At 60.0% G+C, this 19,248-nt stretch carries 21 protein-coding genes and 1 tRNA gene; 5 read left to right on the top strand and 17 right to left on the bottom strand.

Features of this window, described 5'->3' with window-relative positions:
• Positions 1-689: 689 nt before the first annotated feature.
• The 5 genes from PYR71_RS01515 to PYR71_RS01535 form a co-directional block, all read right to left on the bottom strand.
• Positions 690-1,826 (bottom strand): acyltransferase family protein, encoded by a 1,137-nt coding sequence (locus PYR71_RS01515; protein WP_183918585.1) that lies wholly within the window; start codon positions 1,824-1,826, stop codon positions 690-692.
• 37 nt (positions 1,827-1,863) lie between these two features.
• Positions 1,864-2,601 carry a class I SAM-dependent methyltransferase gene (locus PYR71_RS01520; protein ID WP_275617979.1) on the bottom strand — a complete coding sequence of 246 codons (738 nt, stop codon included), beginning with the start codon at positions 2,599-2,601 and terminating at the stop codon, positions 1,864-1,866.
• Positions 2,602-2,703: 102 nt separating this feature from the next.
• Positions 2,704-3,504, bottom strand: a complete 801-nt coding sequence (locus PYR71_RS01525; RefSeq protein WP_275617980.1) for an anti-sigma factor family protein — start codon at positions 3,502-3,504, stop codon at positions 2,704-2,706.
• Positions 3,501-4,106 carry an RNA polymerase sigma factor gene (locus tag PYR71_RS01530; RefSeq protein WP_275617981.1) on the bottom strand — a complete coding sequence of 202 codons (606 nt, stop codon included), beginning with the start codon at positions 4,104-4,106 and terminating at the stop codon, positions 3,501-3,503. The genes PYR71_RS01525 and PYR71_RS01530 overlap by 4 nt, the downstream gene beginning before the upstream one ends.
• Positions 4,107-4,150: 44 nt before the next feature.
• Positions 4,151-4,687, bottom strand: a complete 537-nt coding sequence (locus tag PYR71_RS01535) for a tetratricopeptide repeat protein (protein ID WP_275617982.1) — start codon at positions 4,685-4,687, stop codon at positions 4,151-4,153.
• 168 nt (positions 4,688-4,855) lie between these two features.
• Between PYR71_RS01535 and PYR71_RS01540 the strand changes: the two genes are divergently transcribed.
• The 3 genes from PYR71_RS01540 to PYR71_RS01550 all read left to right on the top strand — a co-directional run bounded on the left by PYR71_RS01540 (position 4,856) and on the right by PYR71_RS01550 (position 7,727).
• On the top strand, positions 4,856-5,908 hold the full coding sequence (locus PYR71_RS01540; protein WP_275617983.1) for a type III polyketide synthase: 1,053 nt from the start codon (positions 4,856-4,858) through the stop codon (positions 5,906-5,908).
• Positions 5,905-6,408: an isoprenylcysteine carboxyl methyltransferase family protein gene (locus PYR71_RS01545; protein WP_275617984.1), complete on the top strand. Its 504-nt coding sequence runs from the start codon at positions 5,905-5,907 to the stop codon at positions 6,406-6,408. The genes PYR71_RS01540 and PYR71_RS01545 overlap by 4 nt, the downstream gene beginning before the upstream one ends.
• A gap of 71 nt (positions 6,409-6,479) precedes the next feature.
• Positions 6,480-7,727, top strand: coding sequence for an NAD(P)/FAD-dependent oxidoreductase (locus PYR71_RS01550; protein WP_275617985.1), 1,248 nt, complete (start codon positions 6,480-6,482; stop codon positions 7,725-7,727).
• On the opposite strand, the gene PYR71_RS01555 is transcribed toward PYR71_RS01550, so the two are convergent.
• From PYR71_RS01555 to PYR71_RS01590, 8 genes are all read right to left on the bottom strand, one after another.
• Entirely contained in the window at positions 7,717-8,256 is a 540-nt protein-coding gene (locus PYR71_RS01555; protein ID WP_275617986.1) for a gluconokinase, read from the bottom strand. The genes PYR71_RS01550 and PYR71_RS01555 overlap by 11 nt on opposite strands.
• A gap of 27 nt (positions 8,257-8,283) precedes the next feature.
• Complete coding sequence (locus PYR71_RS01560) at positions 8,284-9,237, bottom strand: peptide ABC transporter ATP-binding protein (protein ID WP_183739612.1); 954 nt, start codon at positions 9,235-9,237, stop codon at positions 8,284-8,286.
• Positions 9,234-10,250 carry an ABC transporter ATP-binding protein gene (locus PYR71_RS01565; protein ID WP_038687001.1) on the bottom strand — a complete coding sequence of 339 codons (1,017 nt, stop codon included), beginning with the start codon at positions 10,248-10,250 and terminating at the stop codon, positions 9,234-9,236. The genes PYR71_RS01560 and PYR71_RS01565 overlap by 4 nt, the downstream gene beginning before the upstream one ends.
• Positions 10,250-11,140, bottom strand: coding sequence for an ABC transporter permease subunit (locus PYR71_RS01570; protein ID WP_183918577.1), 891 nt, complete (start codon positions 11,138-11,140; stop codon positions 10,250-10,252). The genes PYR71_RS01565 and PYR71_RS01570 overlap by 1 nt, the downstream gene beginning before the upstream one ends.
• Positions 11,141-11,149: 9 nt before the next feature.
• Complete coding sequence (locus PYR71_RS01575; protein ID WP_038686996.1) at positions 11,150-12,154, bottom strand: ABC transporter permease subunit; 1,005 nt, start codon at positions 12,152-12,154, stop codon at positions 11,150-11,152.
• An 87-nt stretch (positions 12,155-12,241) separates the two neighbouring features.
• Entirely contained in the window at positions 12,242-13,837 is a 1,596-nt protein-coding gene (locus tag PYR71_RS01580; protein WP_183918576.1) for an ABC transporter substrate-binding protein, read from the bottom strand.
• A gap of 337 nt (positions 13,838-14,174) precedes the next feature.
• Complete coding sequence (rirA, locus tag PYR71_RS01585; protein WP_010060089.1) at positions 14,175-14,657, bottom strand: iron-responsive transcriptional regulator RirA; 483 nt, start codon at positions 14,655-14,657, stop codon at positions 14,175-14,177.
• A 230-nt stretch (positions 14,658-14,887) separates the two neighbouring features.
• Complete coding sequence (locus PYR71_RS01590; protein WP_183918575.1) at positions 14,888-16,384, bottom strand: CoA-acylating methylmalonate-semialdehyde dehydrogenase; 1,497 nt, start codon at positions 16,382-16,384, stop codon at positions 14,888-14,890.
• A 173-nt stretch (positions 16,385-16,557) separates the two neighbouring features.
• Here PYR71_RS01590 and PYR71_RS01595 point away from each other — a divergent pair, with 173 nt between their 5' ends.
• Complete coding sequence (locus PYR71_RS01595) at positions 16,558-16,872, top strand: putative quinol monooxygenase (protein ID WP_275617987.1); 315 nt, start codon at positions 16,558-16,560, stop codon at positions 16,870-16,872.
• On the top strand, positions 16,869-17,750 hold the full coding sequence (locus PYR71_RS01600) for a LysR family transcriptional regulator (protein ID WP_275617988.1): 882 nt from the start codon (positions 16,869-16,871) through the stop codon (positions 17,748-17,750). The genes PYR71_RS01595 and PYR71_RS01600 overlap by 4 nt, the downstream gene beginning before the upstream one ends.
• On the opposite strand, the gene PYR71_RS01605 is transcribed toward PYR71_RS01600, so the two are convergent.
• The 4 genes from PYR71_RS01605 to PYR71_RS01620 form a co-directional block, all read right to left on the bottom strand.
• Complete coding sequence (locus PYR71_RS01605; RefSeq protein ID WP_275617989.1) at positions 17,747-17,914, bottom strand: hypothetical protein; 168 nt, start codon at positions 17,912-17,914, stop codon at positions 17,747-17,749. The two genes, PYR71_RS01600 and PYR71_RS01605, sit on opposite strands and share 4 nt — an antisense overlap.
• A 35-nt stretch (positions 17,915-17,949) precedes the next feature.
• Positions 17,950-18,387 carry a DUF4174 domain-containing protein gene (locus PYR71_RS01610; protein WP_275617990.1) on the bottom strand — a complete coding sequence of 146 codons (438 nt, stop codon included), beginning with the start codon at positions 18,385-18,387 and terminating at the stop codon, positions 17,950-17,952.
• Between the two features lie 92 nt (positions 18,388-18,479).
• Positions 18,480-18,556, bottom strand: a tRNA-His gene (locus PYR71_RS01615).
• A gap of 131 nt (positions 18,557-18,687) precedes the next feature.
• A complete protein-coding gene (locus tag PYR71_RS01620) occupies positions 18,688-19,137 on the bottom strand; it encodes a phasin (protein ID WP_038692241.1) in 450 nt (149 codons plus the stop codon).
• Positions 19,138-19,248: the final 111 nt, after the last annotated feature.

Genomic DNA, 19,248 nt, shown 5'->3' on the forward strand with positions numbered 1-19,248 from the left:
AGACATGCTGTCTGGGCATAGCATGTCGCTGCGCGTACCCTAGATCACGCAGTACCAAGTTTCCCCTTCGGCTATATAAACTGGATCCGATCAGGAGAAGTTTTCGAACCGCGGCGCGTAAGGCAACATTCAATTCAACCAAGCTTTGGTAGATTAAACCAACTGACTGCATAATGCCTGCATCTACGCCGCAGACTTTCGCGAGATAAGCCCTGTAAGGGCGCGCTCTCTCTAAGAGCTGGCGAACATTCAACTGCTCGATCAAATTAAGCTGTTTGAGTCCGCCAGTAAAAATCCGACAAGGCAGATGTCGGTCTGCCATCAGCTGCCGTACGATGGCCAAGCCAGCCATACGGCTATGCCGAGGCATTAACGTATTTGGAAGACCCATAATTTGCTCGCGAGCCCGTGGCATCAGGAAAGCACCAGACTTTGTTATCGATGACCGTACCATTGCCATATCGGACTCTCGGCAGGTGGATGTCTCATTGGGTGTTCCTGTTGTAAAAGTCAATCTTGATCTCTCAGAGGAAACCGGCGAACCCGAGCTTTCCGGGAATGTCTTTTGCAAACCGCCCTTTTGCGTGAAGCTGATACCGCTCCCCGTTGCAATCCGCGGTTCCTGCCCTTTGCTGCCATCCCGGCTCTAGCCAATGGTTCATCTATGGCCAAGGGCCGAGGTTAGGTCTTCAATAGGTCCATTTCCTGCCCCAGTCCGTCAGCGGTTTTTCAAAGAAACGAAAGCTGACGTAAGACCACCATAAGGACAACACAAGCGCCAAAGCAGACAGAGGAACGGCGCCGAAGCTATGCAGCGCTTCCGGCTGGCGGCCTCCGATATAAATTGCCGACAACATCAGTGGATGAACAAGATAGAGCGTATAAGAGATCCGACCCAACTTCTGTAGTTTTTCATTCCTTAGATATTTAAGGTTCTCGCTTCCCAGAGAGCCAAGAATGTAAATGAGCAGTGCGCTATACAGAAGTGCGAGATAAGTATGCCCCCATGCTGCTGTAGTCGATGCGACGTTGTTTGACATTCCCACGACGAGGGGTATGAATCCGAAGGCAAGGATCCCAACCGCTTTGGTCCACCCAGACAAATTCCGACGGAGCCACTCTCTAAAGCGATCATCCCGCCACAGAATGGCGACAACCCCGCCCTCTGCAAGTCCATCAAGGCGGCTAAAGGTGTGCACATACATCGTAAAGACACTGCCGTACCCGAAATAACCGACTGACCGGTAAATGATCGACGCGCCGGCCACGAGCGCTAGCATTGGCAGCAACATTCGCTTTGGAAGAAACAGGATGACAAAAGGGAAAACGAGGTAAAACTGCTCTTCGATTGCGACGGACCAAGTTACAGATATGCCGCCTGGACCCCATTGCTCATGGGTCGCCATCCAGATGTTCTGGGTGAACGTCAAATGGCGCCAAAGCGGAGTATCAGCGTTGAACACGGCGTTACTAGCGCCTGCATATACGGCGCTCCAGAATAAAAAGACCAACGCTAGATAAGATGGCACAATGCGGAGTACACGCCGCAGATAGAAATGCCTCAAAAAACGAAATGCGGGTTGTTGCCGATCGAGAATGATACCGATGATAAGAAAACCGGACAGGACAAAAAACAGGTCGACGCCGGTGCGTCCTAGGATGGTCACATCATGTATAGCCTTGAATAAAAAATTATCCCGTGACGTCAATGGTGCGCCGACGAAATGCCATATCAGCACCATGCCGACTGCAACGCCCCTCAGCCCGTCCAGTTCCACAAGACGCGGCGCTGTCGAGACGTTATAGGTCTGATTGATCTGCAGCATCAGAACATTTGCCTGCGCATTGCGAGTGCCCGCCCTGTCAGTTGATACCGATTGCAGAGCCTGGGCGAGACGAGCAGAGTGCACCAGCCATATACACCATATTTCTAACGGCCACCTTGGGGGCAAAGCGAAGCAGGTTCTGGCGGATCTGGTATTTGAGCCAACCCTTTGCCCGTCCGGAAAGATATTGCTCATACTCTATATCATGAGCGAAGATCATCATCTTCTCGATGTTTAAACCCGAGGTTTTCAATAAGTTCTCGAAAGAGCCGGGCGTGTAGAAGTTAATATGCCCATAGGGACCAGACATGCGGATTGACCTGTCGAGGTTGCTGGTCAGTTCGAGCGGCACTTCTATATAAAGTTTCCGGCTGACACGTTTGGCCTCGTGGAGAAACATTCGCTCGTGCTCGACGTGTTCAAGAACATGAACGGCGAGGGCTAAATCGAAAGCCTGGTCAGGATGAGGAACTTTGTATCCGTCGAATTGATCGACAGAACGGACAGCGGGGATCGAACGGGCCTTTATAGCACTAACCCCGGAGGGAGAAATCTCGACTGCTGAAAAATCTTTCGCAAAGCCGGAAGCATGGAGCTCGGCCAACACCGCTCCTTCTCCCGCGCCGATATCGATGACCGAATCAAATTTTTGGTTTCCAGCAACGGTCCGTATATGAGCCACTGACTGACGAGCAGCGATGGCCCGCTTCTCGGCTACTACCCCATCAGCATAATAGTCGTCATACATATTCATCAGGCCGGCATCTGTGCGCATCTTTGTCCCCTGCATAAGATAGAGTTAAGCTTGCATACTCGAAACAGGTGCGCAACCGTGTTGGAGAACGCTGCACAAAGTACTACTTGGTTTGTGGGGTCCTCAGACAGCTACCCTCCCCCTCACCCCTTCCGCAATCCCCGTCATCCTGTCCGCCGCAGCATGTCCGATCAGCATGAAGGCATGCGTCGCATTCGACCAGTAGACGACATTCATACCATTGCGGTTTTCAAGGTCTGGCGCCTTCGGCCCTGCGTCAGATTTCACTATGCAGAGCGCCATCGGGCCGGTCTCGGGGTCGAGATAGGCGATCTGGGCGAGCGCCTTACCGTCATATTGCAGCAGCAGGGCGCGTTTGAAATCGACCCCCGGGAGCGAGACGGCTTCCGGGGAGAGTGACAGACCGAGCTTCTCGTCGAGACTAGCGAGCTGGTCGGCCTGGTCCTGCCTGCCGGGGACGGGGCCGGCGAGCGTTTCGGCGGTATAGAGCGAAATATAGTCGGCGACCGCGGCGCGCCATTCGCTGTTTTCGTCCTTTGCCGAAAAACCCCTGCCGATGCCGATAACGGCGCGGTCGATGGCGATGCCGGCGACAAGCGAAGCGGCGAGAGCGCCGAGGAAGCGACGGCGCGTGGGCGCGGGCGCCGCGATAGATCTTGCGTTCTCATGCGCAGGAATGGCGGCGAGCATCGCCTCCAGTTTCTCCCGCGGGGCTTCGGAGAGGAGCGGGGAGAAAGCCTGCTCGAACGGCAGGCTGGCGCGCGCCAGGAAATTCAGCCGTTCGGCGACGCTCTCATCTTCCTGGACGATGGCCTCGATGCGGGCTGTCTCTTGCGCTGTCAGCTCGCCATCGATGAAGGCTGTGAGATCCTCGTCGGAGGGAATGGTGTGTTTGGTGCTCATGGCCGTTCCCCTTCAGGTCTGGCGCCGGAGAGCCTGGCGCGGGCGGCCGCCAGCCGGCTCATCACGGTGCCGATCGGGATATCCAATATCCCTGCAACCTCGCGATAGGAAAGTCCTTCCACATAGGCGAGGAAAACCGCCGTGCGCTGCGCCTCGGGCAACGCATTTACCTGCTTCAGCACCTGCCCCGCCATCACATGTGTTTCAGCATCGTGCGCGCCGTCGAAAGTCAGCGCCTCGCCGGCATCGACGAAACCCTGGCCCTGGCGCACCCGGCGTGAGCGGATCTCGTTCAGCCAAATCGAATGCAGAATCGAAAATAACCAGCGGTCGAGCCGAGTGCCGGGGACGAACTGACCGGCGCGCTCGAGCGCGCGAAGGCAGGTCGCCTGTACGAGGTCGTCGGCGACATCACGCTGGTGCGAGAGGACGAGACCATAACGCCAGAGCCTGGCCAGGTTTTCCGTCAGACCGCTCCTGATATCCGCTTCGCTCGCGATGGCAGCCTCCGCCGATCCTGCATCCCTTGGAACCGCCTGATAAACCGGCGATGCCATTCTCGCGCGACTATAGGCAGGAAATGTAGCGTCCGCGACCGACATTCGGATATCCTTTCCCGGCTCCATTTCCCGCCAGTGACCTAAGCTCAGATCTTCGACGGGTCGAGGATCGCCGCGTTCAGATCCTGATATTCCTCGCAAGCCGTGCCGCAGATCGTCTTGATCGTGTTTAACTGCTCTTTTGCGAGGTCGAGCCGGCCCTTGATGACATAGGCTTCGCCGAGATATTCGCGGACCTTGGCGTATTGCGGATCCATCTTCACCGACTGCAGGTAATAAGAGATGCCTTCGTCGGTGCGGCCGAGTTTGCGGGTGGCGTAACCGCGATAGTTCAGCACCTCTGCGCTGCTCTGGTCCTTGACAGTATCGAGCATGGCAAGCGCCTCTTCATAGCGGCCGGCCTTGGCCAGCGAATAGGCATAGTCGGTACGGTTCTCGTCCGAGACATTGGCGCTCTGCTGCTTGACGCATTTCTTGGTCTTCTGGTCGTAGATCTCACCCTTCTTGCAGGTCGGCATCGTGCTGTTGTCATTGCCGACAGCAAAGACGGGGCCGGTGAAGAGGGAAGCGGCAAGGCAGCCGCCGAGAAGGATGGAAGCGATGCGGACTGTCGTGATCGTCATGGGAGAACTCCTCGAGAGTGACGTTGCGAGGAGTGAACACCGCTGCCCCGGGTCTTATTCGCCGGCCCCTCCATTTTCTTCATCACTGCTTCGTGAAGCCATCGACGCCGAATAAATCATCGGGACCGGGTGTTCTCAGCGTTGTGCCGGGAAGACAAGGAGAATTCCGTGACCGATACCGTGAGACTCGTCAGCCTCGCCACCGCCACGCCTGAACATGTCATTTTCCAAAACCAGGCGGCCGAAGCCTCGGCTCGGCTGTTTGCCGGCCGTTTCGAGGATTTCCATCATCTTGCGCGCGTCTTCGACACCGCCGGTATCTACAAGCGCCATGCGGCACGGCCGCTTGCCTGGTTCGACGAGCCGCATGGCTGGCAGGACCGCATGCAGGCCTATGCGGAGGTGGCAGGCGCCCTGTTCGTCGAGGCGGCCACCTCGGCACTTCGCCGGGCCGGGCTTGAAGCCGGCGATGTCGACTGTGTCGTCACCGTTTCTTCCACCGGCTTTACGACGCCGAGCCTCGATGCGCAGCTTAGCCGCCGAATGGGCTTCAGGACCGATATCGAGCGGGTGCCGGTGTTCGGGCTCGGTTGTGCTGCCGGCGTCTCGGGTTTTGCGATCGCGGCACGGCTAGCCCGCAGCCGGCCGGGCGCCGTCGTGCTTTTCGTCTCGATCGAGCTTTGCACGCTCGCCTTCCGGCTGGACGAACTGACGCGGCCAAACATCATCGCGACGGCGCTGTTCGGCGACGGCGCGGCCGCCTGCGTGCTCCGCGCTAGCGAAGGCGGCCTAGCGGAAGTGGAATCGACCGGCGAGCACCTGTTTCCCGACACGCTCGATATCATGGGATGGAAGATCGACGACGGCGGCTTCGGCATCGTGCTGGCCCAATCGCTGCCGCCCTTCGCCGAACGGGAGCTCGCCCCGGCGGTGACGGCCATTCTGGCGCGAAACGGTCTGGAACTGACAGACATCGACCGCTTCATCTGCCATCCCGGCGGTACAAAGGTGCTGGCCGCAATGGAGAGCGCGCTTTCACTGACATCCGGCACACTCGATCACGAACGAGCCGTGCTTGCCGAATACGGCAACATGTCTTCGCCGACCGTTCTCTTCGTGCTGGAGCGGGCGATCCGCGCCGGGTTGCCGGAGCGCTCGGCGATGATCGCCATGGGCCCGGGCTTCTCGGCGAGCTGCGTGACGCTTCGGAGGACCGCATGATGTGGCCGTCGATCGTACTTCTGACATTCGTGACGCTGCAGCGGCTGGGAGAGCTCGTGCTTGCCCGGCGCAACACCGCCGCCCTTCGTACCAGGGGTGCCAGAGAGGTCGCGCCCGAACACTATCCCCTGATGGTGGCGCTGCACGCGGTCTGGATCATCGGCCTCTGGCTGCTGGCGCCCGGCAGACCAATCGAGCCCTTCTGGTTGGCGATATTCATGGGGCTACAGGCGCTGCGGCTCTGGGTGCTGGCGACGCTGAAGGACCGCTGGACGACTCGCATCATCATTCTGCCAGGGGCACCACTCATCCGCTCCGGCCCCTACCGCTTTCTCCGGCATCCGAACTATGCGATCGTCGCCGGCGAGATCGCGACCCTTCCTCTCGCCTTTGGCCTGCCGGTCTTTGCGGTCGTCTTTTCGCTTTTCAATGCCGCCATCCTGCATGTGCGGATAAAGGTCGAAAATGCCGCATTGGAAAGCGCAATGATTTTGAAATGAACGCGATTTTTCGTTTGCGCCCCGGGTTCGGCCCGGGCATTTTACCGGATAATCAAGCGGAATGCAGGGGAATGACAATAAACGCAATCGTGCTTGGCGCCGGCATCGTCGGGGTGTCCACTGCCATCCATCTGCAGCGACGCGGCCGGCAGGTGACGCTGATCGACCGCAAGGATCCGGGCAGCGAAACCTCCTTCGGCAATGCTGGCCTGATCCAGCGCGAAGGGGTGGCACCTTACGGCTTCCCCCAGCAGCTCGGCCTGCTGCTGCGTTATGCGCTCAACAACGAAATCGATGCCCATTATCATCTCAGTGCGCTGCCGAGCCAGCTCGCCTTTCTCGCCCGTTACTGGTGGAATTCGAATGCCCGGCGCCACGCGGTCATCACCCGGGCCTATGCGCCGCTGATCGAAAACTCGGTTGCCGAGCACAAGGACCTGATCGAGGCCTCGCAGGCGCAGGCGCTGATTCGCAAGGACGGCTGGATGAAGATTTTCCGGACGGAAGCGGCGCGCGACGAGGCCCTTGCAGAGGCCGCACTTTGGCAGACCGAATTCGGAGTGGACTATGACAGCCTGACGCCGGCCGACATCGCCCGCATGGAACCCGATATGACCGTCCGTTTCGCCGGCGGTATCCGTTGGCGTGATCCCTGGTCAGTGCTCGACCCGCATGCGCTGACATTGGCCTATCGCCGCTATTTCGAAAGCCTCGGCGGCCGCTTCGTCACAGGCGACGCCGCCTCGCTCGGCCAGTTCGGCGCCGGCTGGAAGATCATGACCAGCGAGGGCGCACTCGAAGCGGAGGATGCGGTCCTCGCGCTCGGCCCCTGGGCAGCCGTCGCGACGCGCCGGCTCGGTTATTCCTTTCCCCTCGGGATCAAGCGCGGCTATCACATGCATTATGCCGCCAAGGGCAATGCCGTGCTCAACAACTGGATCCTCGATGCCGAGCGCGGTTATTTGCTGGCGCCGATGAACCGCGGGATTCGCCTGACGACGGGGGCGGAGTTCGCAAGGCTCGACGCGCCGAAGACGCCGGTGCAGCTCGACCGGGCGGAAGCCGTGGCGCACAGGATCTTCCCGCTCGGAGAAAGGCTCGATCCCGAACCGTGGATGGGCGCGCGCCCCTGCACATCAGACATGATGCCTGTCATCGGCAAGGCTCCTCGCCATCAGGGCCTGTGGTTCGCCTTCGGCCACGCCCATCACGGGTTGACGCTCGGGCCGGTGACCGGCCGCGTGCTCGCGGAACTTATCACCGGCGAGACGCCGCTCATCGATATCTCGGCTTACTCGCCGCAGCGCTTCAAACCATAACACCGAGGGTGGAGAGACCCCGCAGGGCCGTCGCCGCAATGCCGACGACCGTGTCGTCGATGTCGACGGTGACAACGCCTTGTTCGCCCGTCGGCACCTCGAGTGTCGCAAGCTGACTTTCGAGCAGCGAGACTGGCATGAAGTGTCCTTTGCGCTCACCCATTCGCTTCGTCAGCAGCGCCTTGGATCCTTCGAGGTAGATGAAGAACAGATTGCCGCCGGCAGCACCCCTCAGTCTCTCACGATAGATGCGCTTCAGCGCCGAACAGGAGACGATGATGCCTTCTCCTTTTTCCAGCGAGGCATGCATGCGTTTGGCGATCAGGTCGAGCCATGGCATCCGATCCTCATCGGTCAGCGGAATGCCCTTCGACATCTTCTCGACATTGGAAGCGGGATGAAGCGCATCACCTTCGACGAAGGCCAGGTGCAAGGCCTCGGCGAGTTTTTCGCCGACCGAGGACTTGCCGCAGCCGCTGACCCCCATGACGATGATCGCATGAGGTTTGTTGATCGGGTCGTCCTGCATGTTTCCTCTCAAACGGCGGCCTCCCGCTCAGTCGAGCGGGAAATGACAGGCATATTGCTGTGCGCCTTCTCCCCGTAATTCGGGAGAAACCTGGCGACAATAGTCCTGCGCCTTCCAGCAGCGCGGGTTGAAGTGACAGCCTGACGGAGGCTTCAGCGGCGATGGAAGTTCGCCCTGCAGGCGGATGCGGTTCTTGGCGCGCTCGGGATCGGCGATGGGGGTCGCCGACAGCAAGGCGGCCGTATAGGGATGGCGCGGGCGGGCGAAGACCTCGGCTGCAGGACCGGTTTCGATCGGGCGACCGAGATACATCACCATCACCTCGTCGGCGATGTGATGGACGACCGAGAGGCCGTGCGAGATGAAGAGATAGGCAAGACCCATCTCCTTCTGCAGATCCATAAGCAAGTTCAGCACCTGCGCCTGGATCGACAGATCCAGCGCCGAAACCGGTTCATCGAGCACCAGCACCTTCGGCCGAAGCATCAGGGCGCGGGCAATGGCGATGCGCTGCCGCTGGCCGCCGGAGAACATATGGGGGTAGCGGCCGTGATGTTCCGGGCGCAGCCCGACGCGGGCCATCATCTCCTCCACCTTGCGGCGGCGGGCACCGGCATCGAGATCGGTATTGATCTTCAGCGGCTCTTCCAGAATTGCACCCACCTTCTGGCGCGGGTTGAGCGAGCCGTAGGGATTCTGGAAGACGATCTGCACCTGGCTGCGCAGGCTGCGGTCGCCGACTCGCGCCGGCTTGCCGTCGATCAGCAATTCGCCGGCCGTCGGATCCTCGATCATCGTGACCAGACGGGCAAGCGTCGACTTGCCGCAACCGGATTCGCCGACGACGGCAAGGGTCTTGCCGGAATGGAGGCTGAAGCTGACGCCGTTCAACGCCTTGACGGTGGCGTCGGCTTTGAAGAGACCGCGGTTGACGGTGTAGAAGCGGGCGAGATCCCTGCCCTCGAGAACAGCGCCCGTCATACCAGGTCTCCTGCAGTTTCGACGCGCATCACGCCGGGATGCCCTAGCGGCTTGCCGTCCTTCAATGGATAATTGCATAAAGCCAGCCCGAGCTCCGGCCCCTGGCGTACGACGCCGCGATCGCATTCGACCGTGGCGTAGCCGCAACGTGGCGCGAACAGACAGCCTGTCGGGCGGCCATGCTGGCCGGGCACGACGCCGGCGATCGAGGGGAGACGCTGGCCGACTTTGGCGCGTTCCGGAAGGGCGGCGAGCAGGGCTGCCGTATAGGGGTGGTGCGGATCGCGAAACAGCGCCCTCACCGGCTGCTCCTCGACCTTCTGGCCGGCATATTGCACCTGCACGCGCTCGGCGGTTTCGGCAACGACACCCATATCGTGGGTGATCAGCACCAGCGCCATGCCGTGCTCCTTCTGCAGGCGCACGAGCAGATCGAGGATCTGCGCCTGGATCGTCACGTCGAGCGCGGTCGTCGGCTCGTCGGCGATCAGGAGCTTCGGATTGCAGGCGAGCGCCATGGCGATCATGACGCGCTGGCTCATCCCACCCGACATCTGATGCGGGAAGTTCGAGAGCCGGTCTTCCGGCGCCGGAATTCCGACGAGGTTCAAGAGCTCGATCGAGCGTTCGCGGCGCTCTTTCCGGTTGAGGCCCATGTGGAAGCGCAGGGTCTCGCCGAGCTGGAAGCCGACGGTGAAACACGGATTGAGGCTCGACATCGGCTCCTGGAAGATCATCGCCATGTCCTTGCCGACGATCCTTCGACGCTGGCGGGCGGAGATGCCGCGCAGATCCTGGCCGTCGAACTGCATGCGGTCGGCGGTGATCTTGGCAGTCCAGGGCAGAAGCCCCATCAGGGCCAGCATGGCAACGGATTTGCCGGAGCCGGATTCACCGACGATCGACAGGATCTCGCCCTTGTCGCAGGCAAGCGATACGCCATCGACGGCGCGGAAAAGACCGGAAGACGTCTGGAATTCGACAGTCAGATTTTCGATTTCGAGGAGCGGCATCACGACCTCTTCAGCTTGGGGTCAAGCGCATCGCGCAGGCCATCGCCCATCAGGTTGATGGCAAGAACGGTGATGAGGATGGCAAGACCCGGAAATGTTACGACCCACCAGGCGCGCGAGATGAACTCACGGGATTCAGCAAGCATCGTGCCCCATTCGGGCGTCGGCGGCTGGGCACCCATGCCGAGAAAGCCGAGGGCGGCGGCATCGAGGATCGCCGCCGAGAAGGCAAGCGTCGCCTGGACGATCAACGGCCCCAGACAGTTCGGCAGGATGGTCTTGAACATCAGCCGCAGGGTGCCTGCTCCGGCGACCCGTGAGGCGATCACATATTCCTTCTCACGCTCCGAAATGACAGAGGCGCGGGTCAGCCGCACGAAATGCGGCTGGTTGACCAGCGAAATCGCGATCATCGCGTTGGTCAGGCCAGGACCGAGGACCGCCACCAGCACGAGCGCGAGCAGCAGCGACGGGAAGGCCAGGATGATGTCCATCAGGCGCATGATGACGGTATCGATCCGGCCGCGGAAATAGCCGGCGACGAGGCCGATCAGGACACCACATATGACCGAAAGTGTGACGACCACGACACCGATGAAGAGTGAGAACCGCGCGCCGTAGATCAGCCGCGAGAGGATATCGCGGCCGACGGCATCCGTTCCGAGCGGAAAGGAGGCGTGGCCTCCCTCCATCCAGGAAGGCACGGCGAGCAGCACCTCTCGGTTCTGCTCGTTTGGCGCATGTGGCGCAAAGACCGGTGCGAAGATCGCAACGACGAGAATGACGACGAAAACAAAGAGGCCGATGACGGCGCCCTTGTTGCGGGAGAAATAGTGCCAGAATTCCGCAAGAGCGGATGGCTGGCCGGTTTTAACGGTGACCGTGCTCATGGACCGCTCCTAGTGACGAATGCGCGGATTGATGAAGCCGTAGAGGACGTCAACAATCAGGTTGACCAGCATGATGACGCCGGCGATCAGGAGAAGGCCGCCCTGCACCACCGCGTAATCGCGCTTGAATACCGAATCGACCATCCATTTGCCGATGCCCGGCCAGGAGAAGATCGTCTCGGTGAGGATGGCGCCGGCAAGAAGGACACCGATCTGCAGGCCGATCGTGGTGATGACGGGGATCATTGCATTGCGCAGTGCATGCACGCCGACGACGCGCAGCGGCTTCAAACCTTTCGAGCGTGCGGTGCGGACATAATCCTCGCCGAGGACCTCGAGCATAGCCGAGCGCGTCTGGCGGGCGATGACGGCGAGCGGGATGGTCGCCAGCACGATGGTCGGCAGGATGAGATAGCTGACGGCCGAAGCAAAGGCCCCTTTCTGACCTGACAGCAGGCTGTCGATCAGCATGAAGCCGGTCACCGGCTTGAAGAAATACATCAGCGAGATCCGGCCGGAAACCGGCGTCCAGCCGAGATAGCCGGAGAAGAAGATGATGAGCAGCAGACCCCACCAGAAAATCGGCATGGAATAACCGACGAGGGCGACACCCATCACGCTCTGATCGAACCACGTGCCTCGCTTGACGGCCGCAAAGACGCCGGCGGGCACCCCAAGACAGACGGCAAGGATGATGGCGCAGAAAGACAGTTCCAGCGTTGCCGGAAACAATGTCAGGAATTCGCCGAGAACGGGCCGCTTGGTGACGATCGAGGTGCCGAGATCGCCCTGCAGCACTTTTCCGAGATAATCGAAATACTGCATATACATGGGCCGGTCGAAGCCGAGATCGTGCATGATCTGGGCGTGCCGCTCCGGTGCCATGACGCGTTCACCCGAGAGCAGCATGACGGGATCTCCGGGCAGCAGGCGGATGAAAGAGAAGGCAATCAGGGAAACGCCGAGGAATGTCGGGATCAGCACCGCAAGGCGGCCGATGAAAAAACGCAACATGGCAGATGTCCAATAGTTTCCGGCGGTCAGGAGGACCCTGACCGCCGGCTGCGCCCAGCTCTGCCGGGCATTCTTACATTATTCTTGTTATTCGGATACGTCGACGCCGTCGAAACGGTGAATGCCGAGCGGGTCCATCTTGAAGCCCGAGACCTTCTTGCTCATCGGAACGAAGACGAGCGAGTGGTCGAGGGTCGCCCAGGGGGCTTCCTTCTTGAAGATCAGCTGCGCCTGCTCGTAGGCCTTGGTGCGCTCGCCGACATCGGCGGTCAGCTTGGCCTTGGTCATCAGGTCGTCATATTCCTTGTTGCACCACTGGGCGCGGTTGTTGCCGCCGACGGCATCGCAGCCGAGCAGCGTATCCATGAAGTTGTCAGGATCGCCATTGTCGCCGGTCCAGCCGAGGATGACGGCACCGTCACGCTTCACGTCGGAGGAGAGCTTCAGATATTCGGCCCATTCATGGGTGACGATCTCGACCTTGACGCCGATCTTGGCGAAATCGGCCTGAATCAGCTCGGCGGCGCGGCGGGCGTTCAGCATGTATGGACGCGAAACCGGCATCGCCCAGACCTTCATGCTGAGGTCCTTGACGCCAGCATCGGCGAGCGCCTTCTTTGCGGCATCCGGGTCGTATTTCTCGTCCTGAACGGCGTCGTTATAGGACCACATCGTCGGCGGGATCGGGTTCTTGGCAACGGTCGCCGCACCCTGGAAGACGGCATCGACGATCGCCTGCTTATTGATCGCCATGTTGAGCGCACGGCGGACTTCGGGCTTGTCGAACGGCGCCATCTGCGTGTTGTAGGCGAGGTAGCTGACGTTGAGGCCGGGCTGCTCGAGAACCGTCAGGTTCTCATCCTTCTTCAGTTCGGGAACGTCGGCAGCATTCGGATAGGGGATCAGGTGGCACTCACCGGCCTTCAGCTTCTGCGCGCGCACCGCGGCGTCGGAGGTGATGGCGAACACTAGATCGTCGATCTTTTCCTTGCCCTTGAAGTAGGTTTCGTTCGCTTTGTAACGGATGACGGCATCTGGCTGGTAAGCGACAAAGGTGTAGGGGCCAGTACCGAGCGGCTGCTGGTTGAGCTGCGCCATCTTGCCGTCGGCGGCAAGCTTGTCGGCATATTCCTTGGACATGATGGAAGCGAAATCCATCGCGAGGTCGGCCAGGAACGGCGCTTCCGGGTGGTTGAGCGTGAACTTAACGGTAAGGTCATCGACCTTCTCGACCGACTTGATCAGCTCAGGGAAGCCCATGCCGGCGGCATATTCGTAGGAGCCGCCCTCGACATATTTGTTCCAGGGATTGTCGGATTTCAGCTGGCGCTCGAAGGAGAACACGACGTCGTCGGCGTTGAAATCGCGCGTCGGCGTGAAGAAGTCGGTGGTCTGGAACTTGACGCCGGGATGAAGTTTGAAGGTGTATTCCTTGCCGTCGTCCGAAACGCTCCAGCTGTCGGCCAGACCGGGTTCGATCTCAGTGCCGCCATGCTTGAATTCGACGAGGCGGCTGTAGACCGTGCGCGACGAGGCGTCGAAGGTCGTGCCTGCCGTATAGAGGCTCGGGTCGAAGCCTTCCGGCGAACCCTCAGAGCAATAAACAAGGGTCTTGGACCAGGCCGACGTCGCCATGACCGAAATCAGGGCCGTCGCTGCCAGCATGACAGAGATCTTTTTCATAATATTTGTTTCCCGGTTGTTCTTTTTTGATGTCTGGAGACCGCAGATTAGGCATCCCGATCGACGGTCGATGGAACGACATTTATCTACTGAAAGCAACGGGCTACGGAGAAAATTTTTCCAGATGGACAATTTTAGAAATTTTAGGTCAAAAATCGGCCTCATTTCGAAATATTCGGATAAAAACCGGCAGAATTTCGTCGCATTTTGGATATTGCACCTCCTTAGCTGCGCATTATGACCATTCCCCGCATCCGCGAGCCTGGTGAAAATGCCGCAAACAAAAACCGCGGCTGCCGGGGCAACCGCGGTTTTACAAGTCTGTTCTGCTGTGAATTTAGGCGGCCGGGACGACGATCGCGGGCTTGCGGTACCCCTGCTCTCCGGTCAGTCCAAGAAGGAAATTGATCTGCGGACGGGCCTTGACGAGATCGTCGATGGTGTAGTCCGAAAGCACGGCAAAGAACGCGTTGAGCGCCTTGCGCAGCGCCGAATTCAGGCCGCAGCTGTCGACCAGTGGGCACTCGACCATGCCGTCATCCTCGAAGCATTCGGCCATGGCGAAACTGTCTTCCGTGACCCGCACCACGTCGAAGAGGGTGATGTCGGCCGCCGGCTTGCCGAGCCGCACGCCGCCATTGCGACCGCGCACCGTCTCGACCAGTCCCGCCTTGTTCAGCGGCTGGAGGATCTTGAAAAGAAAGAGCTCGGAAACGCCGTAAGCCTTGGCGATTTCCGGGATGCGGCTCAGCTGCCCGTCGTTGGCAGCACAATACATCAACATGCGAACCGCATAGTTGGTCTGCTTCGTCAACCGCATGCCATTCTCCTGACTCGTGCCCGTTCAGACCTATATAGGCGGTTTGGTAGTTTTGAACAATTCCAAAATATGAAATTCGCATTCAGCTTATGAGGCCATTTGCCGCGACGTCTATTCCGCCTGCTGAGGCTGGGGATCACAGCCCAGCAGAGCGGCAGCGACGTGATTCCTAGACTTTAGTAAAACGGGGGCCGAAAGGCCCCCGAATTGCAGATCGATCTATCGTCAGATCACTTCATCGTCGGCATGACGAATTCGGCGCCGCTCTTGATGCCGGAGGGCCAGCGGGCGGTGACGGTCTTGGTCTTGGTCCAGAACTTGATCGAGTCGGTGCCGTGCTGGTTGAGGTCGCCGAAGCTCGATGCCTTCCAGCCGCCGAAGGAGTGGTAGGCGAGCGGAACCGGGATCGGAACGTTGATGCCGATCATGCCGATATTGACGCGCGAGGCGAAATCGCGGGCGGCATCGCCGTCACGGGTGTAGATGGCGACGCCGTTGCCGTATTCGTGCTTCATCGGCAAAGACAGGGCTTCTTCGTAATTCTGGGCGCGAACGACGGAGAGAACCGGTCCGAAGATCTCGGTCTTGTAGATATCCATCTCGGGGGTGACGTGATCGAACAGGCAACCGCCGACGAAATAGCCGTCTTCATAGCCCTGGAGCTTGAAATTGCGGCCATCGACGACGAGCTTGGCGCCTTCCTCGACGCCGCGGTCGATCAGGCCGCGGACGCGGTTATAGGCGTCCTTGGTGACGAGGGGGCCCATGTCGGCCTTGTCGTCGGTGTAGGGGCCGATGCGCAGCGATTCGATCTTCGGCGTCAGCTTCTCGACGAGGCGGTTGGCGGTCTCTTCGCCGACCGGGACGGCAACCGAGATCGCCATGCAGCGCTCGCCGGCCGAACCGTAGCCCGCGCCCATCAGCGCGTTGACGGCCTGATCCATATCGGCGTCCGGCATGATGATCATGTGGTTCTTGGCACCGCCAAAGCACTGGGCGCGCTTGCCGTTCATTGCCGCCGTGCCGTAAACGTAGCGGGCGATCGGCGTCGAGCCGACGAAGGAAACGGCGCCGATATCGGGATCGGTGAGGATCGCATCGACCGCGCCCTTGTCGCCGTTGACGACGTTGAGGATGCCGGCCGGCAGTCCGGCCTCGATCATCAGTTCGGCAAGACGGATCGGCAAGGAGGGATCACGCTCGGACGGCTTCAGGATGAAGGCGTTGCCGCAGGCGATCGCGGGTGCGAACATCCACATCGGGATCATGCCGGGGAAGTTAAAGGGGGTGATGCCGGCGCCGATGCCGACCGGTTGGCGGATCGAATACATGTCGATCGCCGGACCGGCACCTTCGGTGAATTCGCCCTTGGCGAGATGCGGAATGCCGCAGACGAATTCGCAGACTTCGAGGCCGCGGATGACGTCGCCCTTGGCGTCCTCGATCGTCTTGCCGTGCTCCTTGGAGAGCATTTCAGCAAGCTCGTCCATGTGCTTGTTCAGGAGTTCGACGAATTTGAAGAAGACGCGGGCGCGGCGCTGCGGGTTGGTGGCAGCCCATTTCGGCTGCGCAGCCTTGGCGTTTTCGACGGCCGCGCGCAATTCCTCGACGCTTGCGAGTGCGACGGTCGCCTGCACTTCGCCGGTTGCCGGATTGTAGACGTTGCTGACACGGCCGCTGGTGCCGGCGACCTGCTGGCCGCCGATGAAATGTCCGATCTCACGCATGGATGTTCCTCCTGTTTGGATGGCCTACAATCGCACTTCAATTTGCACAAATCAATGCGCTGATATAAGCAACCGTTGTGCGCATAATATAGCTCGATTGTTGCATCGGGTGCTGATATTTCCAAACTTGGCACCCCATTTGAACAAGTCAAACCCAAGGAGAGGTCGAGCCGATGAGCGGGGAACCTGTCGTCAGGATGGCGGAGCTGGAGATCGATCCGGCCAAGCTGGAAGCCTACCGCGCCCTGCTTACAGAAGAAATCGAAGCGTCGCTTGCTCTGGAAGACGGCGTTCTCTCACTCAGCGCCGTTTCCCTCCGGAACAATCCAACCCTGATCCGTATCCTCGAGGTCTACGCGAACCAGGAAGCCTATGAGGCCCATCTGCGGACACTGCATTTCCTCAAATATAAGCAGGAGACGGCCGGCATGGTGACATCGCTGACGCTCATCGATGTCGATCCGATTGTCATGCGTGCCAAACCATGAACTGGGACGATGTCCGCATTTTCCTTGCCGTCGCCCGCACCGGGCAGATCCTGGCCGCTTCGAAGCGATTGGGGCTCAATCACGCCACGCTTTCACGGCGGCTGACGTCGCTCGAAGAGGCGTTGAAGACGCGGCTTTTCATCCGCCGCACGAATGGCTGCGAGCTGACGGCCGAAGGCGGGGTCTTCCTGCATGCCGCCGAGCGCATGGAAACCGAAATGCTGGCAGTGCAGGCCAATCTCGGCCACACTGACACGGCAATCGCCGGCACGGTGCGCGTCGGCGCGCCCGACGGCTTCGGTGTCTCCTTTCTGGCACCGCGCATGGGCAGGCTGATCGAGCGCCATCCGGCGTTAAAAATCCAGCTGGTGCCGGTGCCGCGCTCCTTCTCGCTGTCGCAGCGCGAGGCGGATATCGCAATCACACTGGAGCGTCCCGAACAGGGCCGCCTCGTCTCCTCCAAGCTCACGGATTATACCCTCGGCCTCTATGCCTCGCGCGACTATCTCGCCCGCCACGGCAGGCCCGGCCACGTCGAGACGCTGAAGGCGCATCCGCGCATCGGCTATGTCGAAGACCTGCTCTTCACCGCCTCGCTGAATTTCTCCGGCGAGGTGATGCGCAGCTGGGACGCCGGTTTCGAAATCTCCACGGCGATCGGCCAGACGGAGGCAGTGCGATCGGGCGCCGGCATCGGAATCCTGCACGATTATATCGCCCGGCAATATCCGGAACTTCAGCGCATCCTTCCTGACGTTTCGATCCGCCGCGCCTATTGGACCACATATCACGAAACGGCGCGCGACCTCGTACGCGTCCGCAGTGTCGTCGACTTCCTGCAGGAACTTGTCAGCGCCGAACGGCAAATCTTCCTTTAACCCCCGGAAGCGTGTTTGGCCGGCTCGTCATTCTCGTCCGGATTGGGAACAGGCGCTTCATCCGGAAGCCGGTCCGGCTCCGGTTCGGTGATCGGCGGCACCGGCTTCCAGCCGGGTGCCGGCATCGGCGGCTGATCGGGAATGGGTTCGTTGGGCACGGACATGACCGCCTCCCTTCATGTTTGCGATGTTCGTCGGGCTATTTGTCCGGCTTCAGCGTCTCGGCAGCGCGCATCGGCATGCTGTCGATAATGGCGAAGAGTTCGCCGCTGGTGATCGGCTCGCTGACTTTCAATTTGACGGTTCCATCCTTGCCGAGAAGGAAGGCTGCGAATTCGCCCGCCTCCGGCCCATCGAGATCGTGACGGATCGCTTCGCCGTCAAGGCCATTGGCAGCGCCGAACAGCGGCCGGACATTACCGGCCGAGACCTTCAGCACCACTATATCGCGCTCATCGAGCGCCGCGCGATCAGAAAGCAGCTGGTTTTCTTGGCGCGCCGCGCGGGCATTGTCCCTGTCGGCGAAAAGAATGAAGACACGGTTCTTCCACTGGAAGGCGGCTAGGCTTTTGATCGGCGCATAGGCGCTGTTGGTCTCATCGATTTTTGTCGCGCCGTAGAGAAGGGTTTTCGACATGCATATTCTCCCGTTAACCTGGAGAACGGCGCGCGTCGGCATGGGTTCCATTGAAACGATAGGGACCGGATTTTCACTCTGAAGGGGAAAGATGGTACGGTTGGGGGGTCTCGAACCTCCGACCTCAGGTGCCACAAACCTGCGCTCTAACCAACTGAGCTACAACCGCATATACCGCGCCGGGCGCGATGGGGGTCACATACGAGGACTTCGCGATGAATTCAAGCCCCATTCCTCGTCAATATACAAAAAGGCTGGACGCGAGGTCCAGCCTTTTTGTTTCCGACCGGTTAAGATCGATCAGGCAACCTTGAAGGAGGCCATGGCCTTTTCGGCGGCGTCCTTGGAGGGCTTTGCGAGCTTTTCGGCAACCTGCTTGGTGGTTTCCTGCATCGACTTCGCCTGGTCGACGGCGAGTTCGGCCTGCTTGCGCAGGAACGAAGTCTGCAGCTCGACGAATTCGGCGACCGACTTGACGCCGAGCAGGGCTTCCATGTGCGAGAGCGAGCTCTCCGCATTGACGCGCAGGACGTCGATGGCCTTGAGGCCGATCTCGACGGTGCCGGCCTGGGCCGTCTGGACGGTGGCTTCGAGCGTCTTGCCGGCTTCTTCGCCGGCGGTCTTCAGCTTGGCATAGGCGTCTTTCGACTGCTGTGCGCCCTTTTCAGCGAATTCGCGGAAGGATTCCGCGAGCTTGGACGGGTCGAAAGAAGCAATTGAAAAAACGTCATCGGTCTTTATGGTAGCCATGTCGCATTCCTTTGGGTTGAGGCAGCCGCTGCCTGTGATCATCGAATGACGTCTATATAGGGCATTTCATTGTGCATTGCAACAATTATTGTGCAACGCACAAGACGTTAA

The organism is Rhizobium mulingense (genome assembly GCF_029194105.1).
Taxonomy (GTDB): Bacteria; Pseudomonadota; Alphaproteobacteria; order Rhizobiales; family Rhizobiaceae; genus Rhizobium; species Rhizobium mulingense.